This window comes from Roseobacter sp. N2S, from assembly GCF_031454055.1.
GTDB lineage: Bacteria > Pseudomonadota > Alphaproteobacteria > Rhodobacterales > Rhodobacteraceae > Amylibacter.
In genome coordinates, this window is sequence record NZ_JAVDQB010000001.1 from 285,866 (window position 1) to 306,439 (window position 20,574).

Annotated in this window: 23 protein-coding genes; 10 read left to right on the forward strand and 13 right to left on the reverse strand. The window is 52.9% G+C overall.

The window, feature by feature from the left end; genetic code table 11:
* The first annotated feature begins 4 nt into the window (after positions 1-4).
* From rdgB to GGE09_RS01425, 3 genes are read left to right on the forward strand one after another with little or no spacing between them, the layout of a single operon-like run.
* A complete protein-coding gene (gene rdgB / locus GGE09_RS01415) occupies positions 5-616 on the forward strand; it encodes an RdgB/HAM1 family non-canonical purine NTP pyrophosphatase (protein ID WP_309744805.1) in 612 nt (203 codons plus the stop codon).
* Positions 606-1,778, forward strand: a complete 1,173-nt coding sequence (gene hemW / locus GGE09_RS01420; protein WP_309743119.1) for a radical SAM family heme chaperone HemW — start codon at positions 606-608, stop codon at positions 1,776-1,778. Before rdgB ends, hemW begins: the two co-directional genes overlap by 11 nt.
* Positions 1,778-2,131 (forward strand): YbaN family protein, encoded by a 354-nt coding sequence (locus tag GGE09_RS01425; RefSeq protein WP_309743121.1) that lies wholly within the window; start codon positions 1,778-1,780, stop codon positions 2,129-2,131. Before hemW ends, GGE09_RS01425 begins: the two co-directional genes overlap by 1 nt.
* Here the strand turns inward: GGE09_RS01425 and GGE09_RS01430 are convergent.
* From GGE09_RS01430 to hemJ, 7 genes are all read right to left on the reverse strand, one after another.
* Positions 2,106-3,014, reverse strand: coding sequence for a ParB/RepB/Spo0J family partition protein (locus tag GGE09_RS01430; protein ID WP_309743123.1), 909 nt, complete (start codon positions 3,012-3,014; stop codon positions 2,106-2,108). The two genes, GGE09_RS01425 and GGE09_RS01430, sit on opposite strands and share 26 nt — an antisense overlap.
* A 17-nt stretch (positions 3,015-3,031) precedes the next feature.
* Positions 3,032-3,850, reverse strand: a complete 819-nt coding sequence (locus GGE09_RS01435) for a ParA family protein (protein ID WP_309743125.1) — start codon at positions 3,848-3,850, stop codon at positions 3,032-3,034.
* Positions 3,840-4,475 carry a 16S rRNA (guanine(527)-N(7))-methyltransferase RsmG gene (gene rsmG, locus GGE09_RS01440; protein WP_309743127.1) on the reverse strand — a complete coding sequence of 212 codons (636 nt, stop codon included), beginning with the start codon at positions 4,473-4,475 and terminating at the stop codon, positions 3,840-3,842. Before rsmG ends, GGE09_RS01435 begins: the two co-directional genes overlap by 11 nt.
* Positions 4,472-6,349, reverse strand: a complete 1,878-nt coding sequence (gene mnmG, locus GGE09_RS01445) for a tRNA uridine-5-carboxymethylaminomethyl(34) synthesis enzyme MnmG (protein WP_309743129.1) — start codon at positions 6,347-6,349, stop codon at positions 4,472-4,474. The genes rsmG and mnmG overlap by 4 nt, the downstream gene beginning before the upstream one ends.
* A gap of 15 nt (positions 6,350-6,364) precedes the next feature.
* Entirely contained in the window at positions 6,365-7,642 is a 1,278-nt protein-coding gene (gene mnmE, locus GGE09_RS01450; RefSeq protein WP_309743131.1) for a tRNA uridine-5-carboxymethylaminomethyl(34) synthesis GTPase MnmE, read from the reverse strand.
* Between the two features lie 134 nt (positions 7,643-7,776).
* Positions 7,777-9,051 (reverse strand): transcription termination factor Rho, encoded by a 1,275-nt coding sequence (gene rho, locus GGE09_RS01455; RefSeq protein WP_309743133.1) that lies wholly within the window; start codon positions 9,049-9,051, stop codon positions 7,777-7,779.
* Positions 9,052-9,188: 137 nt separating this feature from the next.
* Positions 9,189-9,641: a protoporphyrinogen oxidase HemJ gene (hemJ, locus tag GGE09_RS01460; protein WP_309743135.1), complete on the reverse strand. Its 453-nt coding sequence runs from the start codon at positions 9,639-9,641 to the stop codon at positions 9,189-9,191.
* A gap of 522 nt (positions 9,642-10,163) precedes the next feature.
* On the opposite strand from hemJ, the gene GGE09_RS01465 reads away from it, so the two are divergent.
* Genes GGE09_RS01465 through dnaQ form a run of 4 tightly spaced genes read left to right on the forward strand, consistent with a single transcriptional unit; the run spans position 10,164 to position 12,871 of the window.
* Complete coding sequence (locus GGE09_RS01465) at positions 10,164-10,760, forward strand: Maf family protein (protein WP_309743137.1); 597 nt, start codon at positions 10,164-10,166, stop codon at positions 10,758-10,760.
* Positions 10,757-11,587, forward strand: a complete 831-nt coding sequence (locus GGE09_RS01470) for a shikimate dehydrogenase (protein WP_309743138.1) — start codon at positions 10,757-10,759, stop codon at positions 11,585-11,587. The genes GGE09_RS01465 and GGE09_RS01470 overlap by 4 nt, the downstream gene beginning before the upstream one ends.
* Positions 11,584-12,192, forward strand: coding sequence for a dephospho-CoA kinase (gene coaE / locus GGE09_RS01475; protein ID WP_309743140.1), 609 nt, complete (start codon positions 11,584-11,586; stop codon positions 12,190-12,192). The genes GGE09_RS01470 and coaE overlap by 4 nt, the downstream gene beginning before the upstream one ends.
* Positions 12,185-12,871 carry a DNA polymerase III subunit epsilon gene (gene dnaQ, locus GGE09_RS01480; RefSeq protein ID WP_309743142.1) on the forward strand — a complete coding sequence of 229 codons (687 nt, stop codon included), beginning with the start codon at positions 12,185-12,187 and terminating at the stop codon, positions 12,869-12,871. Before coaE ends, dnaQ begins: the two co-directional genes overlap by 8 nt.
* On the opposite strand, the gene secB is transcribed toward dnaQ, so the two are convergent.
* Together secB and GGE09_RS01490 are read right to left on the reverse strand one after the other, a co-directional pair.
* On the reverse strand, positions 12,864-13,349 hold the full coding sequence (gene secB, locus GGE09_RS01485; protein WP_309743144.1) for a protein-export chaperone SecB: 486 nt from the start codon (positions 13,347-13,349) through the stop codon (positions 12,864-12,866). The two genes, dnaQ and secB, sit on opposite strands and share 8 nt — an antisense overlap.
* A gap of 72 nt (positions 13,350-13,421) precedes the next feature.
* Positions 13,422-13,904: an FxsA family protein gene (locus GGE09_RS01490; RefSeq protein ID WP_309743146.1), complete on the reverse strand. Its 483-nt coding sequence runs from the start codon at positions 13,902-13,904 to the stop codon at positions 13,422-13,424.
* 113 nt (positions 13,905-14,017) lie between these two features.
* On the opposite strand from GGE09_RS01490, the gene GGE09_RS01495 reads away from it, so the two are divergent.
* The 3 genes from GGE09_RS01495 to GGE09_RS01505 all read left to right on the forward strand — a co-directional run bounded on the left by GGE09_RS01495 (position 14,018) and on the right by GGE09_RS01505 (position 16,350).
* Positions 14,018-14,674: a Tim44/TimA family putative adaptor protein gene (locus tag GGE09_RS01495; protein WP_309743148.1), complete on the forward strand. Its 657-nt coding sequence runs from the start codon at positions 14,018-14,020 to the stop codon at positions 14,672-14,674.
* Positions 14,675-14,754: 80 nt separating this feature from the next.
* Positions 14,755-15,744, forward strand: coding sequence for an MltA domain-containing protein (locus tag GGE09_RS01500; RefSeq protein ID WP_309743150.1), 990 nt, complete (start codon positions 14,755-14,757; stop codon positions 15,742-15,744).
* Between the two features lie 3 nt (positions 15,745-15,747).
* Entirely contained in the window at positions 15,748-16,350 is a 603-nt protein-coding gene (locus GGE09_RS01505) for a Smr/MutS family protein (RefSeq protein ID WP_309743152.1), read from the forward strand.
* Here the strand turns inward: GGE09_RS01505 and GGE09_RS01510 are convergent.
* From GGE09_RS01510 to hslV, 4 genes are read right to left on the reverse strand one after another with little or no spacing between them, the layout of a single operon-like run.
* Complete coding sequence (locus GGE09_RS01510) at positions 16,328-17,557, reverse strand: MFS transporter (protein WP_309743154.1); 1,230 nt, start codon at positions 17,555-17,557, stop codon at positions 16,328-16,330. The genes GGE09_RS01505 and GGE09_RS01510 overlap by 23 nt on opposite strands.
* Before the next feature lie 38 nt (positions 17,558-17,595).
* Positions 17,596-18,903, reverse strand: a complete 1,308-nt coding sequence (gene hslU / locus GGE09_RS01515; protein ID WP_309743156.1) for an ATP-dependent protease ATPase subunit HslU — start codon at positions 18,901-18,903, stop codon at positions 17,596-17,598.
* Complete coding sequence (locus GGE09_RS01520; RefSeq protein ID WP_309743158.1) at positions 18,904-19,974, reverse strand: hypothetical protein; 1,071 nt, start codon at positions 19,972-19,974, stop codon at positions 18,904-18,906.
* Positions 19,971-20,528, reverse strand: a complete 558-nt coding sequence (hslV, locus tag GGE09_RS01525) for an ATP-dependent protease subunit HslV (protein ID WP_309743160.1) — start codon at positions 20,526-20,528, stop codon at positions 19,971-19,973. The genes GGE09_RS01520 and hslV overlap by 4 nt, the downstream gene beginning before the upstream one ends.
* Positions 20,529-20,574: the final 46 nt, after the last annotated feature.

Sequence of the window (20,574 nt, forward strand, 5' to 3'; positions counted from 1 at the left end):
TCTGATGCGCAAACTGGTAGAAAAGAAAATTGTCCTCGCGTCTCATAACGCGGGGAAATTGCGCGAAATCGCGGTAATGCTGGAACCTTACGGCATTGAGGTGGTTTCTGCTGGCGATCTGGGGCTGACCGAACCCGAAGAAACCGAAACCACATTCGCTGGCAACGCGCGGATCAAAGCACATTTTGCTGCGCAAGCCGCTGGCCTACCTGCCCTATCGGATGACAGCGGCATTCAGGTGGATGCTTTGGATAAGCAACCAGGCGTGTACACCGCGGATTGGGCCGAAACCCCGAACGGTCGTGATTTCCCCATGGCGATGACAAAAGTCTGGACCCTGCTGGAAGAAAAGCAAGCTGCCGAGCCCCGCACCGCCCGCTTTTGCGCAACGCTGTGCATCGCCTGGCCTGACGGTCACGACGAGGTGGTAGAAGGCACCGTTGAGGGCTGCATTTCATGGCCCATGCGCGGCGATCAGGGCTTCGGGTTTGACCCGATTTTTGTCCCCGATGGCCACACTGAAACTTTTGGCGAAATGGATCCGGCGCAAAAACACGCCATGAGCCACCGCGCCGTTGCTTTTAAAAAGCTGAAAGCAGGATGCCTTGACGGCTGAAGACTGGAAAACTGCCGGCTTCGGCGTCTATGTCCACTGGCCGTTTTGCGCCGCAAAATGCCCCTACTGCGATTTCAATTCCCATGTGCGCCAAGCGGTTGATCAAGCCGCTTGGGCCAAAGCCTTTGTGGCTGAAATTGAAAGCACAGCGGCAAGAACCCCAACCCGCACCGTAGACACAATTTTCTTTGGCGGCGGCACACCGAGCCTTATGTTGCCTGAAACAGTAGACACTATTTTGCAGGCTATTGCGCAGAATTGGACTCTTTCCCCGAATGCAGAAATTACCCTAGAAGCAAACCCTACCTCGGTTGAGGCGGGTCGGTTTAGGGGCTTTGCAGAGGCAGGCGTCAATCGAATCTCTATGGGGATTCAAGCGATGAACGATACAGACCTGCGTGCCTTGGGTCGGATGCACAGCGTTGCAGAAGCCAGACAAGCGTTTGATATCGCCAAGAAAAACTTTAACAACGTCAGCTTTGACCTGATCTATGCCCGTCAGAACCAAACGCTGGAGGATTGGCGTGCGGAATTGACCCAAGCCATCGACATGGCCGTCGATCACCTATCACTGTACCAACTAACAATCGAACAAGGCACCCGCTTTGGCGATCTTTTCGCCCGCAATCGTTTACGTGGGTTGCCGAACGATGATCTATCCGCTGACCTCTACGATCTGACCCAAGACATCTGTGGGCAAAAAGGTTTGAGCGCCTACGAGGTGTCAAATCACGCCCGCGCGGGTTCAGAATGTAAACACAATCTTATCTATTGGCGCTACGGCGATTACGCTGGTATTGGCCCCGGCGCCCATGGTCGCCTTACACTGGATGGACACCGCGTTGCAACGGACACGCCACTACAACCCGAAGGCTGGTTGGCAGCAGTTCAGACCGAAGGTTCCGCCAGCCGCGATGCAGAAAGAATTTCCGCAACAGATCAAGCCGCAGAATATGTGATGATGTCACTACGTTTGGCTGAAGGATGCGATTTGGAGCGTGCAGATAGGATTTCAAAGAATCGCGTTGATTTGGGCGCGATGAATTCCTTGATAGCAGACGGCTTCTTAATCCAAACAGGACCGAACCTACAAACAACCACACGCGGTAAGATGGTTCTGAACGCCATTCTCGGAAAACTTCTCGCGCAAGGACACAACTGATGCGCAGCCTATGGTTTGTATTTGGTCTCCTAAGCGTCGCCGCAGGACTTATCGGCGTGGTGCTTCCCCTATTGCCGACAGTTCCATTTCTGCTGCTCGCCGCATTCTGCTTTGCCCGCTCTTCCGATCGCGCGTACAAATGGCTGGTTAATCATCCCCGCTTCGGCCCACCGATTAAAGACTGGCAAGAAAACGGGGCAATTCGGATGCCTGCAAAGATCGCTGCGACCGCCTGCATTCTGGCCAGCCCTGTTGTGACTTACCTGTTGGACGTCCCAACTTGGGCTTTTGCCGCCCAAATTGTTGTTCTTTTCTGCGTGTTGATTTTTATCTGGAGCCGGCCGAGCGCGTAGCCGACAGCAACTGGCACAGCGCATCCAGATCATCAAAGGATTTGTATTTGATCGTAAGCGCGCCGCCTTCTGTACCCGCCTTATGGTCAATACTAACCGCCATCCCGATATTTGCTGTAAGATCGGCTTCTAACGAAATGGTATCACTGTCTTTATCAACTTTAGGGGCCCGTGGTTTTGGCGGATTTTCACCCTTTTTCAGCAAGGCTTCTGTCTGGCGAACAGAAAGCCCTTTTTCAACAACCTGACGGGCCAAAGCCAAAGCATTTTCCGCTGGAACAAGTGCCCGCGCGTGCCCAGCCGTCAACCGACCATCCACCAGCATGTCTTGAACACCACTTGGCAAATTCAACAAACGCATAGAGTTCGCCAGATAACTGCGGCTTTTACCCAATGCCTCTGACAGTTTTTCCTGCGTGTGGCCAAATTTTTCCATCAGTTGATGATAGCCATAAGCCTCGTCCACTGGATTAAGGTCGGCCCGTTGGATGTTCTCAATAATAGCAATTTCCAGAACTTCCAGATCATCCATCTCGCGGATGACAACAGGAACCTCGTCAACTTTGGCAGTCTGAGCGGCGCGCCAACGGCGTTCACCGGCGACAATTTGAAATTCCCCATCCAAATTCGGATCAGGGCGCACAATCAACGGCTGGATAATACCTTTGGCCAAAATAGATTTGGCCAGATCTCGCAGCTCTACGTGATCAAAAGTACGGCGCGGCTGGTCGGGGTTGGCGTGAACTTTGGTAATCGGAACCATCCGCTCGCTGCTGCGCGGTCCATCCGGAGTGACTTCTTGCACAGCGGTTGGTTCATTAATATCCGCCATAAGGGCTGAAAGCCCGCGGCCCAATCCCCGTTTTTCGTTTTTCTTAACCATTTTTCGTCTCCCACCCTTTAAGTCGCTTCAGCAACACGTCGGTTTTCCCGCCGCAGAAATTCTGCTGCAAGCTTCTGATAGGCAATGCTGCCTCTGCTTTTGTGATCGTATAGAATTGCCGGCATACCGAAAGACGGCGCCTCAGAAAGCCGCACATTGCGGGGGACCACGGTTTTGTAAACCAAATCCCCCAGATTTTCCCGAACGTCCTGTTCAACTTGCAATGACAAATTATTACGCCCGTCGAACATGGTAAGAACAATGCCTTCAATTTTCAGGATAGCGTTCAGGCTTTGACGGACCTCACGAATGGTCAGCATCAACTGCGAAAGCCCTTCCAAAGCAAAAAACTCAGCTTGCAACGGAACAATAACCGATTGGCTGGCAGCCAGAGCATTCAACGTCAACAGGTTTAGCGAAGGGGGGCAATCTATTAGAACGTAATCAAATTCATCCTCGAAGGTACTTAACTCTTCCAACGCACCACGCAAGCGCAATACACGACGTTGATCATCCACCAGTTCAACATCAGCCGAACTTAGATCAACAGAGGACGGCATCAAAAACAGATTTGGAACGTTCGTTCGGATGATTGCTTCGTTAATCGGGGTCTGATCCACCAAAACGTCATACATCGTCATGCTACGCTTCGACGGATCAATACCCAAACCGGTGGAGGCATTCCCCTGCGGATCAAGATCCATCAAAAGCACACGTTTTCCAACGGCAGCCAGTGCTGTGCCTAGATTGATCGCGGTGGTCGTTTTGCCTACGCCGCCTTTTTGGTTGGCGATGGAGAGAATTTTTGCTGGCTTTAAACCACTGTTATCCGACACGCTCGATATCCCTGACCCGTAAAACTGTTCCGTTTCCATCGGTTTCGCTGGCGAATTGCTCCGCTTCGAATTTCCAAAACCGACTCGCCTCTGCAAGTTCACTTTGGCAATTTTGGCCTTTCAAATAAAGGCATATTCCTCCTTTTTTCAGTAAGGGGGCGGAAAATGACAAAAGCTCCGTCGTCGATGCCAATGCGCGTGCGGAAATTATATCCGCTTGCAAATCAGCGGCGTCTTCGATGCGTTTGGTGTGAACTACCGTATTTGCCTGTGTTTCACGTGAAACATTCCTAAGGAAAGCAGACTTACGCGCATCACTTTCAACAAAATGGAACTTCGCATCAGGGTATTCAGCTGACGCAATTATCGCTAAAACCATACCAGGAAATCCAGCACCTGATCCAAGGTCAATCCAGCTTTTGAACTCAGTCCGGTATTTCCACAATTGTAGGCTATCTGCGAAATGTCGAACAGGCGCGCTCTTCAAAGTTGATTTACTTACCAAATTAATGGCTGGATTCCACTTTTTCAGCAAAGCTTCGTAAATCGCCAATTTCTCGGTTGTTTCACGTGAAACATCAAATTGTTTGCATACCCCAGCCAGGGTGATATCTGAGGCAATCATGCTGATATTACGGATTTAAACTGCTTAATCCGCCCTAACAACAGTGTTAGTGCCGCCGGAGTCATTCCGTCGATACGCCCCGCCTGCCCCAAAGTTTCCGGGCGCGTTGCATTCAACTTATTCTGCAACTCCTTTGAAAGTCCCGAGATTCCCTCAAAACTGAACTCTACGGGAATTTTCAAATTTTCATCTTTCCGAACCGCTGTAACATCCGAAGCCTGTCGCTGAATATAGTTTGCGTACATCGCGTCATTTTCAACTTGTTGGGCAATTGCGGGTTCAAACGAGGGTAAATCCGACCAAAGGGTGGAAAGCGTTGATAGCGTGACGTCTTTGTAGGAAAGCAGCTCTAAACCATTCCGGCGCACACCATCTTGGTTAATTTTAACACCGGCTTTTGCGACCTCATTCGGTGTAGCCGTGCGGGCCGCCAATCCATTACGTGCAGCAGACAACGCGTTCATTTTCTTATCAAATGCCACAGAACGCTCGGTTCCGACACAGCCAAACTCTCGCCCCTTTTCTGTCAGGCGCTGATCAGCATTATCCGCCCGCAAAGACAGGCGATATTCAGCCCGTGACGTGAACATCCGATACGGTTCGGTTACTCCGCGCGTTGTGAGGTCATCAATCATAACGCCGATATAGCTGTCAGATCGGCTAAACAGAATTGCATCACCCCCGTTCGATGCACGAGCCGCATTCAAGCCTGCAACGAGCCCCTGAGCAGCGGCTTCCTCATACCCTGTTGTTCCGTTAATCTGTCCTGCAAGATACAGCCCCGGAACATCACGCAACTGCAAGCTGCTGTCGAGCGCACGGGGATCCACGTAATCATATTCAATTGCATACCCGGGTTGAAGAATTTTCACATTCTCAAGCCCGGCGATTGACGTCACATAGGCTTCCTGGACATCCACAGGCAGAGAGGTCGAAATCCCGTTCGGATAGATTGTCGGATCGTTCAGGCCTTCTGGCTCCAGAAAAATCTGGTGGCTGTCTTTTTCCCCGAACCGGACAATTTTATCTTCGATAGAGGGGCAATAGCGCGGCCCTACCCCATCAATATGACCACCATACATTGCTGATCTTGAAAGGTTTTTCTCAATAATCTCATGCGTGCGGGTATTGGTATGTGTAATACCGCAAGAAACTTGGCGCGCCACAGCACGATCAGACAAAAAGGAAAACAGGCTTGGCACATCGTCAGCGGGTTGGGATTCTAGCCCTTCCCAATTGATTGTGCGGCCGTCCAACCGTGGAGGTGTACCAGTTTTCAGGCGACCCATCGGAAGACTAAAGCTGTCCATGCGATCAGCCAGCGCGATAGAAGGTTTATCCCCCATTCGCCCGCCTGGTTTGGATACATCGCCAATGTGGATGACCCCACGCAGGAAAGTTCCAGTTGTCAGAATAACAGCGGCGGCAGAAACATGTGCGCCATCGGCTAAAACAACACCCGAGACCGTATTTCCAGCCATTAAAAAATCGGTCACTTCCGATTCGATTACGCTTAACCCATTCCGATCTACAAATTCACGTTGCATTGCTTGACGATAGAGCGCGCGGTCGGCTTGGGCTCGGGGCCCTTGAACGGCGGGGCCTTTACGGCGATTAAGCAAACGGAATTGAATTCCGGCCTGATCTGCAACCCGTCCCATCACTCCGTCAAGCGCGTCTATTTCGCGAACCAGATGACCTTTTCCAAGTCCGCCAATGGCCGGATTACAAGACATTTCGCCAATCTTATCAAAGCTGTGCGTTACCAGTGCGGTGCGCGCACCCATGCGCCACGCAGCCTGGGCTGCCTCTGCTCCTGCATGGCCGCCTCCAATAACTACAACGTCGAAGTCGTTATGTTTCACGTGAAACATTCCTGCTGCTAGCGCCTATTTCCCTAAACAGAAACTGGCGAAAATTTCATCTAATAGGTCTTCTACACCAACGCGGCCAATAATGGAATTCATCGCGTGTAATGCTGCGTGTAATTCCATGGCGATTAATTCGCTTTCACCGCCGATCTGGATCAGCTGTTCCGCTGCATCCATATAGCCTGTCGCCGCCTGCATCGCAATACGGTGGCGTTGTCGCACTGCCGATTGTGTGATGGCTACACGGGCATCCAGAACAGTGGTGACATGCTGAATCATCATATCCATCCCTGCTCCGGTTTTTCCGGATACACCCCCAACTTGCGCCGTATCGGACTTTCCGCGGAGCACCAGATCTTCGGCTTTCACGTCAATTCCAAAGCCGTCTGTTTCCCCGTCCTCTGTCAGGAAAATACGAATATCAGCCATATCTGCCCGCCGCCTTGCGAGGTCAACGCCCATCGCTTCAATTGTGTCACTGGTTTCGCGAAGCCCCGCAGTATCCAGAATTGTCACGGGAATTCCGTCCAGGTTCATCCGCACTTCGATCACATCGCGGGTTGTTCCTGCGATTTCTGATGTGATCGCTGCTTGTCGCCCAGCCAGTGCGTTGAGCAAAGTGGATTTGCCTATGTTCGGTGGGCCGACAATAGCGACCTCGAATCCATCACGTACCCGTTCGGCGACGAAACTGCCGGCGATTTCTTTTTCCAGATCAGCGAAAACCCCGGCGATCAACTCCGATACTTCAGGGGTGACATCAACGGGAATATCTTCGTCAGCGAAGTCGATTGTAGCCTCTACCAATGCTGCCGCACGAATCAGGTCGGCGCGCCAACCTTCTACCTTTTGGGTTAACCCCCCATCCATCAGTGCAAAGGCTTGGCGTCTTTGGGCTTCTGTTTCCGCCTCGATCAGATCGCTCAGGCCTTCAACCTGACTAAGATCCAGACATTCATTTTCAAGGGCGCGGCGGGTGAATTCGCCGGGGTCTGCCAGTCGCGCACCAGCATCGGCCAATGCCTCTTGAACTGCTTCAACAACGGCAGGGCTGCCGTGGCATTGAAATTCAACAACGGATTCACCAGTAAAGCTGGCACCGTGATCAAAAGTTACGACAAAGGCCTGATCCAGTACCACGCCTTCGCTGTTACGTAACAGACGCAAACCGCGACTAGGGGGTAAATCCCGGCAGAGTATTCGTGCGACGTCAAAAGCTGTATCGCCAGAAATGCGGAAAACAGAAACGCCTGCTTTTCCCCGCGCAGTGGCGAGCGCAAATATTGTGTCTGACATAAGTAACCTATTGATTGAAAAGGCTAATTGATCTGATTTAGCCAACTGTATCAAAAAATCCCGCCTTCAACCAGAAAGATGCTGGTCAAGGACGGGATTTCTAAACAGAAACGCCTAAATGAAGGTCAACGACCTTAGGTGTTCATAGAATCAAAGAATTCCGCGTTCGATTTGGTTTGGCGCATTTTACCAAGCAGGAACTCGATCGCATCTGTGGTCCCCATCGGATTCAGAATGCGGCGCAGAACGAAGGTTTTTGTAAGGTCGGCTTTTTCCACCAACAATTCCTCTTTCCGCGTGCCGGATTTTTGAATGTCGATGGCCGGATAAACCCGCTTGTCAGAGATTTTGCGATCCAGAACCAGCTCACTATTACCGGTGCCTTTAAACTCTTCAAAGATCACCTCATCCATGCGCGAACCTGTGTCGATCAGCGCCGTTGCGATGATGGTCAAAGAACCACCCTCTTCGATGTTACGGGCAGCCCCGAAGAAGCGCTTGGGGCGCTGCAGGGCGTTGGCATCCACACCACCGGTCAGAACCTTACCAGAGGAGGGTACAACCGTGTTAAAGGCCCGTCCAAGGCGTGTGATGCTGTCCAGCAGGATCACAACGTCGCGTTTGTGCTCGACCAGACGCTTTGCCTTTTCAATCACCATTTCAGACACGGCAACGTGGCGTGTTGCGGGTTCGTCAAAGGTAGAGGATACAACCTCACCCTTAACAGAACGTTGCATGTCGGTCACCTCTTCCGGACGTTCGTCGATCAGCAGAACGATCAGATAACATTCCGGGTGATTTTTTTCGATACTTGCAGCTATATTCTGCAAAATCATAGTCTTACCAGTACGCGGCGGGGCTACGATCAAGGACCGTTGACCCTTACCGATCGGCGCAACCAGATCAATCACCCGTGAGGTTTTGTCTTTCATCGTCGGGTCCGACATTTCCAAATTCAGCCGCTCATCAGGATAAAGCGGCGTCAGGTTGTCAAAGTGAACCTTATGTTTCGCGTTTTCTGGATCGCTAAAGTTGATCGTGCTCACTTTGGTCAGCGCGAAATAGCGTTCGGATTCATCTGGCGCTTTGATCACGCCTTCAACGGTATCGCCTGTGCGCAGCGAGTGTTTGCGGATCTGGTCGGGGCTGACATAGATGTCTTCCGGACCAGGCAGGTAGTTGGATTCTGGCGAGCGTAGAAAGCCAAAGCCGTCTTGCATCAGTTCCAGAACACCATCGCCTGAAATCTCGGCGCCGTCTTCGGCCATTTCTTTAAGAATGGCGAACATCATGTCGCCCTTACGCATGGTGGATGCGTTTTCGATTTCCAACTCTTCCGCTTGTTTCAGCAGATTGGCCGGGCTCATGGCTTTCAATTCTGCCAGCGAAAGTTTTTCTTCTTCTTCCATCGGAAATATCCTTTTACGCAAGCCGATCCGGCACGCGTCTATTTTTTCAGTCTATGGGGTTGCAGCCTATCAGTGGTTGGGGAAACCAGGCTGTTTTTTTGCCTTCTATGGTAAAACCCCTACCCTGTCAATTTCGCTTAGAAGGGGCGAACCACGATCATCGTTACAATTATAATCATTAGCACCGTGGGCAGTTCATTCATTAACCGATACGATCTGGCACTGCGGGTGTTTGCATCAGCGGCAAAATCCTTGCGCCGTTTTCCCAGCCAGTGATGATACTGTGTCATTCCCAAAACCATAGCGGCTTTGACCCAAGGATAAAACGAACTCCAATCCACAATTCCGGGTGTAAAGGCCAGCATCAGCCCGAAAACCCAAGTCGCAATCATCGCGGGGTTCATAATCATCCGCAAAAGCCGCACTTCCATGCCTTTGAAGACCTCACTGGTTTCAGACCCAACCGGCCCGTGTTCCACGTGATTTACAAACAACCGAGGTAAATACAGCAGGCCCGCCATCCAGCTGATTACAGACAGAATATGCAATGTTTTGACCCATGGGTAAAGCGTGGCGAGCAGATCGGACATATTCTTTCCTTAACCGGTTTTTAGGATTTTCTTGGCAAACTGGTTTTACACACGGGTTCAATACACACTCAATAAATATAAAAGATTAAAAGAAGTTGATTGAGTAGTAGGGAGCGGCAAAATCTGTGGATTATTTTCTTATGAACATATTTGCGTCTTATTTCCGACACATTTAAAACTCTGGCTAAAAGCGGTAACAGCATGTGGGTAGCCGTCTGAAATCGCTGTTTTATAGGGGTTAAACGCAAAACCTGCCTGTGGATAAAACTGTGCACGAAAAACGCCCGCTTGGTTCTATTCACAAATTAGACGCGTTCATGTTGTTCTTTTACCCCTGTTCACAACTCGTGTATCTTTGGGGATAAATCCGTGGAATATCCACCGGCTGTGATCTGATGGGGATAACTGTGGGTAACTTTTACAAACTGAGGATAGTTTAACCCGATTCGCCCACAGGCTCTGGTTCAAGGTTATATTCTGCGATAGGCACAGAAATATGACAGTCACTTCGGTAAATTTCTTATGACACAGATTATCCTTGCCTCGGGTTCACAGATTCGCGCGCAGATGTTGCGGGATGCGGGGGTGGATTTCACCGTTCAGATCCCCCGCGTGGATGAACAAACGATTCTTCAGTCTTTATTGGCCGAAGGCGCGAAGCCCGGTGATATTGCCGACACATTGGCGGAATATAAGGCCCGGCGGATTGCGGATAAAAACCCGTCGGCTTTGGTGATTGCAGCGGATCAGGTTCTGACCTGCAATGGCATAGTCTATAGTAAGCCAAATTCCATGGCCGAAGCGCGGGATCATTTGAACGGGCTCAAAGGCCAAGGCCACCAGCTGCTGTCTGCGGTGGTTGTCTATGAAAACGCCAAGCCGGTCTGGCGGCATATCGGGCGTGCACAACTGACCATGCGGGATTTTTCGGACGGGTTTCTGGATGATTATCTGGCCAAATCCGGTGAGTCTATTCTGTCGAGCGTTGGATGCTATCAGTTGGAAAATACAGGCGTGACCTTGTTTTCCCGCGTTCAGGGCGATTATTTCACCATTCTGGGCTTGCCCCTGCTGGATGTTCTTGCCTTTCTGCGCACCAGAGGAGCCATCGCATCATGAAAAACCCCCGCATTCCCTTGGCCGCCGTGATCGGCTGGCCGATTGCCCACAGCAAATCTCCGCGTATTCACGGCTATTGGCTGTCGCAATTGGGGATTGCGGGTCATTATGTGCCGCTCGGCATTCCTGCGGATGATTTCGCGGATGCGATGGTCCAATTGCCGAAGCTGGGGTTTGTCGGGGCGAATGTAACGATTCCCCACAAAGAGCAGGCGCTGGAGCTGGCGACAGAAGTAACAGAGCGCGCGCAGATGATTGGCGCAGCCAACACGCTGACATTCCTACCAGAAGGCGGGTTTCTGGCGGATAACACGGACGGTATCGGCTTTATCAATAACCTGCGCCAAAAGGCACCTGATTGGCAGCCGAACGCAGGCGCTGCATTGGTTCTGGGCGCTGGCGGGGCCAGCCGTGCGGTGCTATGGTCTTTGCTGGATGCGGGGGTGCCGCAGATCCTGCTGGCCAATCGCACAAAGGCCCGTGCTGAACAGCTCTCGAATGAATTTGGCAATAAGATCAGTGTGATAGACTGGTCTGATATATCAGAGGCCACCAAACAAGTGTCTACAATCGTCAACACAACCTCGCTTGGGATGGACGGGCAACCGCCGTTGAACATCACCCTGACGTGTGCTGCTGGTACGTTGGTGACTGATCTGGTCTATGCCCCGATGATCACGCCGCTGCTGCAACAAGCCATCGACAAGGGTCTGCCTACAGTGGACGGTCTGGGCATGTTGCTGCATCAGGCGGCACCAGGGTTTCAATCGTGGTTTGGCAGCTGCCCTACTGTCGATGACGCCCTGCGACAGGTGGTACTGGCATGACAAAACGCCCCTTTATCCTTGGCCTGACCGGATCAATCGGAATGGGAAAATCCACCACGGCGAAATTGTTTGCGGATCAGGGCATTCCTGTCTGGGATGCGGATGCGACCGTGCACCAGCTTTATTCCGGTGACACCCCCGCCGTGCGCCAGATTGCAGCGATGATCCCAGCGGCGGTGGAAAACAACACCGTAAACCGCGACACGCTAAAGGCGGCAATCGCGGCGGATCAAAGCATTTTGCAAAAGCTGGAACAGATCGTGCAGCCGTTGATTGCCCAAAGCCGTGCGGATTTTGTGGATCAGGCCGCACAGAACGGCGATGACATTGTGATTATCGACCACCCTTTGTTGCTGGAAAGCCGGTCGGAGCGTTATTGTGATGCGGTTCTGGTGGTCAGCGTTGATGCCGCCGAACAACGCCGCCGCGTGTTGGAACGGGGCACGATGGATGAAAAAACGCTGGATATCATCCTTGCCAAACAAATGCCCGACGCCGAAAAACGCAAACGGGCGGATTATATTGTCGAAACGACAACGCTGGACGCGGCGCGTGTGCAAGTCCAGACTATAATAGACCAGATTAAGGACAGCTTTCATGCGTGAAATCGTGATGGATACGGAAACCACCGGACTCGACCCTAACACGGGCGACCGGATCGTTGAAATTGGCGGTGTGGAGCTGTGGAACCATCTGCCTACGGGCAAGACCTATCACCAGTATATCAACCCCCAGCGCGATATGCCCCAAGAGGCGTTTGATGTGCACGGGCTGTCCATTGATTTTCTGCGCGACAAACCTGTGTTTGCCAAAATTGCCCAGCAGTTTCTGGATTTTGTCGGGGATGCCAAACTGGTAATCCACAACGCTGCTTTTGATATGAAGTTCCTGAACGCAGAACTGGGCTGGCTGGATATGCCAAAACTGCCCTACTCCCAAGCGATTGACACGTTGGATATTGCGCGGCGTAAATTTCCGGGTGCGCAAAACTCGCTTGATGCGCTGTGTCGCCGGTTTGGGTTCACCACAGAACGGGAATTGCACGGCGCTTTGCTGGACAGTGAAATTCTGGCCGAAGTCTATCTGGAACTGATCGGCGGGCGTCAGCCCGATTTTGCACTGGGTGTGGTTGGCGGAACAGATTCTGAGCAGACCAATACAGGCAGCGGCTGGACGGTTCCGCCAAGGCCCAAAACGCTTCCGCCCCGGATAACCGAGGCGGAAAAAGACAACCATGATGCGTTTATCAAGACCCTTGGTCCTGATGCGAAATGGCTTAATTAGTCGGCGCTTCAGCCGCGGCCGCTTGCTGACGACGGGTCAGTTCAGCGCGATAAAGCTGCATGAAATCAATGTTGTCGATGTTCAGCGGCGGGAAACCACCGTCTGCTGTCACGTCCCGTGCGATGCGACGCACAAAGGGGAACATCATGCGCGGGCATTCGATCATCAGGAACGGATGAATCTGGTCTTCGGGGATGTTTTCGATGTGAAACAGACCCGCATAGTCGATTTCCAGCATAAACACGGCCTGTTCGCCTGATTTTGCACTGACGTTCAGTTTCAGCGCGACCTCATAGCCGTTTTCGCTTTTCTTGGCGGCATCCAGATTGACCTGAACATTCACTTCAGGTTTCAGATCCCCGCCCAGATTTTTCTGTGCTGCGATGTTTTCAAAAGAAAGATCGCGAATGTACTGGTTTACAATCTTCATTGCGACGGGCTTTGCTTCTTGTGCCGCGCCGTTGGTTTCTTCGGCCATGCCTTAACTCCCTATTCATAAATCCGGGTGGTGGTAGCAATTCTACCGCCTGACGACAACGGCAATACGCGCCTAATCGGGCTTTGTCCAACCAGAGTTTCCCCGTGTTTCAGGCTCGTCTTCGTCCAAAACCACAAAATCACCCTCAACCGCATCTGTATCGCGGGGACGTGTGTTGGTGGCATTGGTAAAGACTACGGTGCTGCTGTTCACAAACCGCGCTGCACCCCATTTGATCACAATCGCGCGCACAGGCGGAATCAGCAGCAACAGCCCCATGCTGTCGGTGAAGAACCCCGGCGTCAGCAGCAACATGCCCGCCACCAGAATCAGCGCACCATTCACAATCGGGTCCATCGGGCTTTGCCCCGTTTGCAGGTTATTTTGCAGCCGCGCCAAGGCAGCCATCCCCTGCAAACGCAAAAGATAGGTGCCGATCAACGCGGTCAAAACCACAATTAAAAGCGTCGGCCACAACCCCAGCCAGCCGCCGACCTTGATAAACAGGCCGATTTCGATAATCGGGATGGCAATAAACAGGATTAAAAGCGGCATCTGGCCTCACATTCTCTCTTTTCGCATTCGGTGGACTTGAACCCCACTGTGCCCTAAATAAGTGTGGCATGCGGTGAATTCCACCGTCTATGTAAAAATATGAAAGAGGTTCCATGAACTCCGCCCTAATTCAGTTGCTTGTTCTTGCGGCAATCGCCGTTTTCCTCGTGTTGCGATTGCGTAATGTTCTTGGAACACGTGACGGATACGAGCCTCCGGCAGAGCGGACGGGTCCAACCACAAAACCTGCCCGCGACTTTGAAGTGATCGAAGGCGGGCCAGATCCCGATATTGCCGATCACGTTGATCCCGATGGTCGCGCCGGTCAGGCCTTTGCTGCGATGAAACGGATTGAACCGGATTTTTCCGTGTCCGAATTCCAATCTGGTGCCCGCCAAGCCTATGAAATGATCCTGATGGCCTTTGAAGGCGACGATCTGGAAACGCTAAAGGGCTTCCTGTCTGCGGATGTCTACGAAAGTTTTGCCGAGGTCGTGACCGAACGCCAGGCTAAAGGTTTGAAAGTGCATGCTAATTTCATCGGTGTGCGCGATATGAAGCTGATGGATGCAATGTTTGATCCCGCCAATAACGAAGCCGAAATCACCATGAAATTCGTCGGTGAAATCACGTCTTGCGTGAAAGATTCCAGCGGCGAGGTGATTGAAGGCGATCCAAAGGTGATCAAACGTCAAAAAGAGGTTTGGACTTTCGGGCGAATTATGGGAAGTGACGATCCGAACTGGCAATTGGTTGCAACCGGAGAGTAACGATAAAACGGACGGCAGAATTTTTACGGGCTGCCGTTCTTGCAATCGGTGCGCTGACACAGACAGCACAGGCAGATACGATGACCGTTAAGGCCGTTTCCTTCGCAGATTTACCAGGCTGGGAAACGGACGACCACGCCGCCGCTTTGGCGGTGTTTGTGCAATCCTGCGACAAGATTCGCGAAAATTCACAAACGCGTGTGCAGGATTGGACCCAGCTTTGCGCATTTGCGCGAACCGCCGCTGAAACAAAAAATGACGCCCGCGCCTTTTTCGAGCTGTTTTTTCAACCCGTCCTGATCGAAGACGGCAGCCCGACCCTGTTTACAGGCTATTATGAACCCGAAATCATCGGCTCGCGGTTTCGCGCGGGCAAGTTTCAGCACCCTTTGTACAAACGTCCCCGCGAAATGAAGCTGGGCACGCCTTGGAAAACCCGCGCGGAAATTGAATCGGGCGCTTTGGCGGGACGCGGGTTGGAACTGGCGTGGCTGGCCGATCCGGTGGAGAATTTTTTCCTGCATGTTCAGGGCTCGGGTCGTATCAAGCTGAACGAAGGCGGATCCATGCGGGTGGGATTTGATGGCAAGAATGGCCAGCCTTATCGTTCTATCGGTAAAGAAATGGTACGCCTTGGGATTTTATCGGCCCATCGGGCATCAGCAGGGCGGATAAAGGCATGGGTGCGTAAAAACCCCAACGACGGGCGGCGGATATTGCAGCACAATCCGTCATTTGTGTTCTTTCGCGAACTGGCAGGGCTGGACCCCGACGCAGGCCCGCCTGGGGCCATGGGGGTTTCGGTAAGTACAGGGCGCACCATTGCGGTGGATGACGATTATACCCCCCTTGGCGCGCCTGTCTGGATCGACAAGAAAGGCCGCGATCCGATCCAACGCCTGATGGTGGCCCAAGACGTTGGTTCTGCGATTAAAGGCGCGCAACGGGCGGATGTTTATTATGGCTCTGGCGCAGAAGCGGGTCGCACCGCAGGCCGGATCAAGGACGCGGGGCGCATGTATACATTGCTGCCCCACGCCTCGGTCAAACGCCTTTTGCCAGAGGGTTAAGCCATGGCCCGAAAAAGACGCCGCGCCCTGACAGAAGATGAACAATCTTTGTGGAATAAAGTGATCACGCAGGTGGAATCCATCGAATCCATGCCACCACTTATCCTAAGCCCGCAAGCCAAACCAGCGAAGCGGCAGAAGCTGGACTCTTCATACGAAATCAAACCCTTCAAGCTGGGTGCGAAAGTCAAAGTCAAGCCGACAGCATCGCCCAAACCACCCTCTTTTGTGGATCGGCCGAACCAGACCTCGCCCAATATGGACAAGCGGAATTTCCAGCGGTTGTTAAAGGGACAGTTGGCCATTGATGCCACGCTGGATTTGCATGGTCTGACCGCAGAACAAGCAAGGATGCAGCTGCAAATCTTTGTGCAAAACGCCAATCGTCTGGGCAATCGGCTGATCCTTGTGATTACCGGCAAGGGCAATAAGAAATCGGTGGATGAATTCAACCGCCCGCGCAGTGGTATACTGCGCAGCGGGGTTCCGGAATGGCTAAAAACCGGCCCGCTGTCCGATATGGTGCTGCAAGTGACCCAAGCCCACGTGAAACACGGCGGTGGCGGGGCCTATTACGTCTATCTTAGGCGGCAACGGGGGCGGTAATATCCGCATAGACCCGTGATGTGACGAACCACGTCCAGCCGCAAACCGCAAACATATAGACTGCATAGGCGATCATCTGGTCGGGGAAGTTGATGCCGTAATCAATACCCCAGCCAGTAAACGCAGGCCCGATCGCCGATCCGAATACCATTAGTGCTGTGGCCAGCGCCTTGATCGACCCGATGCTGCGGGTGCCATAGATTTCGGGCCATAAAGACGCGCCAACTGTTGCATAAGCGCCGTTGCCCAAGCCAATGATCCCAAAGGCGAAAGCGGCGACGAACAGGCTGTCGCTAACGCCGAGAAGGACAAAACCCACTGCCATGGGGACAGGGGTGATTGCCAACAGGCGCACGCTGCCCCATCGGTCCACCGCCCAGCCGCCAAACAGCCCTGCGGTGATCAAAGTGGCGGTGAAAATCGGAAATAAGGCGACCAGTTCTACATGGCTCCAGCCTTTGACCTCGGCCAGATGGACCTGTTGGAAAAACAAAGCGGTGCCAAAGGTGCTGGACAGTGTGGCGATGGGAACCAAACCCCAAAACCGCCAGTCGCGCAGAACCTCGGCGCGGGTCCAATGGCGGGCAGACATGCCCGCAGCATGGGATTTTGCCGCGGCCTCTGAGGGTGTACGCTCATACCGCAGCAGCCATAGCAAGACAGGGATGCAAAGCACCAAAAACACCGCTGCTAACAACCATAAGGTCTGCCAGTTATACCGCAACATCAGTGCCACAAATACGACGGGCAGAACCGCCTGCCCCAGCGCAAATCCGATCCCAGCATAAGAAATTGCCTTGCCACGGGTGCGCACAAACCACCGCGCCATGGCCACAACCGCGATGTGTGACAACATCCCCTGCCCCGTAAAGCGCAGGCCAAACACCAGAAATGGCAGCAACCAAACGGCGGAAATCCGGCTCATCACTACGCTAAGGCACGCCAGCGCCAGAATGACCCCAACGGCCAGCGCCCTCACGCGGAAATGATCGGCAGAACTGCCCGCCCAGATCATCAGCATCCCCGAGGCCATGGTCCCCAGAAAGTAAATCCCGCCCCAATCCCCGTGGGACAGACCAAACGTCGCCTGAATTTCCCCCGCAAAAATCGAGATGAAATAGGTCTGGCCGAAACTGGACAAAAAGGTCAGCAAAACACCCGCCGCAAGCCAGCGGATATTGTCGCGTATGAATTGGAATGTGTTCATACGCGATCAAAATCAGGAATTTAACGAAAGGTCACGCGCTAAAGCACATACCTGCTGACATCTGAGCTGCGAGACAGCTCGCCCAAGTGCTCTTCGACATAGTCCGCATCAATCACGACTTTGCTGCCGCCTTGATCCGGTGCGGTGAAGCCCAGATCGTCGAACACCCGTTCAATGATCGTGTATAGCCGCCGCGCGCCGATGTTTTCCAACGAGGAATTCACCTCGGCTGCGATCTGTGCAATGGCTGCAATACCGCTTTCGTCAAAGGTGACTTCCACGTTTTCGGTTGCCATCAGGGCTGCATATTGCAGCGTCAGCGCATTGTCGGTTTCGGTCAGAATCCGCACAAAATCGGCTTCGGTAAGCGGGCGTAATTCCACGCGAATGGGCAAACGACCCTGCAATTCGGGCAGCAGATCGCTGGGTTTGGCGATGTGAAATGCACCCGAAGCGATGAACAGAATGTGGTCTGTTTTCACGGGGCCATGTTTGGTTGAAACCGTGGTGCCTTCGATCAAAGGCAGCAGATCGCGTTGCACACCTTCGCGGGATACATCGCCACCACGGGCATCGGCGCGGGCGCAGACTTTGTCGATCTCATCCAGAAACACGATGCCGTTTTCTTCAACAGCGGTCACTGCCTCGCGGGTGACGGATTCCTGATCTACCAACTTGTCGGCCTCTTCGTCGATCAGCACTTTATAGCTGTCAGACACGGTCATTTTCCGGCGCTGCGTGCGGCCGGAAAAGGCTTTGCCGAAAATATCGCCCAAATTCATCATGCCCATGTTGCCCCCGGGTTGCCCCGGAATATCCATCATTTGCATAGGGTTAGATGTGTCTGCCACATCCAGTTCGATTTCTTTATCGTCCAAAATGCCATCGCGCAGTTTCTTGCGAAACAACTCGCGGGTTTGTTCACGGCTGTCGGTTCCGGTCAGCGCATCCAGCACCCGTTCTTCTGCGGCGCTATGGGCGTTTGCTTTGACTTCTTCGCGTTTCAATTCGCGGATCATCACAATGGCGCTGTCCACCAGATCGCGCACGATCTGTTCCACATCGCGGCCCACATAGCCGACTTCGGTGAACTTTGTCGCCTCAACCTTTAGAAACGGTGCTTTCGCCAGCTTCGCCAAACGACGCGAGATTTCGGTTTTGCCGACGCCAGTGGGGCCGATCATCAGGATGTTTTTGGGATACACCTCGTCGCGCAGATCATCCGACAGGTGTTTGCGCCGCCAGCGGTTACGCAGCGCCACAGCCACAGCGCGTTTTGCATCTTTCTGCCCGATGATAAACCGGTCCAGTTCGCTTACGATTTCGCGAGGGGTCAAATCAGTCATTTACACGTCACCTTTTTTAATCTGCCACGGGGGCAATCTGTCCTTGCCCTTGAAATGGGGCAATATGTTCAGCAGCCAACACCGCAGTTTTTCCCAATTCGCGCCAAGCAATACCAGCCCCAATCCGATCAGCAGCACAACCAGCCCGAACTCGCCGTCCAGAACGGTAAACACCAGCGCAATCATGTAGCCGATGCCGGAAATCAGGAAGGACCGGCGGTCGATAATGATGGCAATGGCCGCCATAAAGACCAGAAACAGGAACAGCAACAGCGTAGCCCCGATGCCGCCATTGTCATAAAGCGTCAGCGCCACTGAATTGACGATCGCAGGGGCTGCCAGCACGTGCAGCCAGAACCCGTTGGCGGCACGGCGCGTTACACGGTGTGGGTCGCTCATGTCAAAGCGCAGGGCGACGAAAAAGGCGATCAAGCCAAGCGTGATGGTGATCAGGCTTTCTGTGGAACCTGTTGATAACAAAAAGATATCAAAAGGGGAATCCAGTGCGCTTCCGTTGCTTTGCGAAAGGGAAATCGCAGCACCGAAAAAGCCAAGACCAGTAAGGCACAAGGAAAACGGGATACGAAAGGCGAACCAATAAACGGCTGTAACCACAGCCGAGGCCCAGCAGGCCATAGACAGCGCTCCTGATGCCTCAAGCCTCAGTCCATTCGCAAGGCCATAGCCCATCTGAAAACCGCCCAAGGCGATGAAAATGCTCAGCAGGATGGACGGTGCAATCATCCGCCGCTCCACTGTAAAATACATCGTTAACGGCACAAGGACGACGATTTGCAAAAGGGCCAACAGTACAGCAGAAAATGAACCGTTATCCGCGTCAAAGATGCTTAATCCTGCAACTGTTGACCACCCTGCGTAGAGCACAGACAGACCAACAACGATGAATATCTCGTTGAATCCTTTGAACAATTCAAACGGTTCATCAATCTGCGCCCGCGCTTCGCGGTAGCCTTGGCGTTCATCCGAAAGCCGCGCGATGCTGGCGGCTTGTGCCTCGGTGATGACACCGGCACCAACCGCAGCGCGCAGGTCGTCGTCATTCACGCTCATTTGGAAATCTTTTCTACCGTCATGTTTCCATTGGTATAAACGCAAATTTCCGCAGCAATTTCCAAAGCCCGCCGTGCGATGTCTTCGGCGGTTTTATCACTGTCTGCCATGGCCCGCGCTGCCGCCAGTGCGAAATTCCCGCCAGACCCGATCGCAGCCACGTCATTTTCAGGTTCCAGCACATCGCCAGCCCCCGTAATCACAAACAAATCCGCGCCATCTGTTACAATCAACATGGCCTCCAGATTGCGCAGATACTTATCCATGCGCCAATCCTTCGCCAGTTCTACAGATGCCTTGGCCAACTGACCCGGCGAAGCCTCTAGTTTGGCCTCCAACCGCTCTAGCAGGGTAAAAGCATCCGCCGTAGACCCTGCAAAGCCACAGACCACGTCATGGCCACCGGGCGAAATCCGCCGCACCTTGCGTGCTGTGCCTTTGATAACTGTCTGTCCCAGCGAAACCTGTCCGTCACCTGCCAGAACAACCTCATTACCCTTACGCACGCCAACAATCGTTGTGCCGTGCCAGCCTGGAAATCTATCGTCGCTCATCTGTGTCTCCACCATCCTGCTTTTTGTTTGCCAAATATCCCCGCCG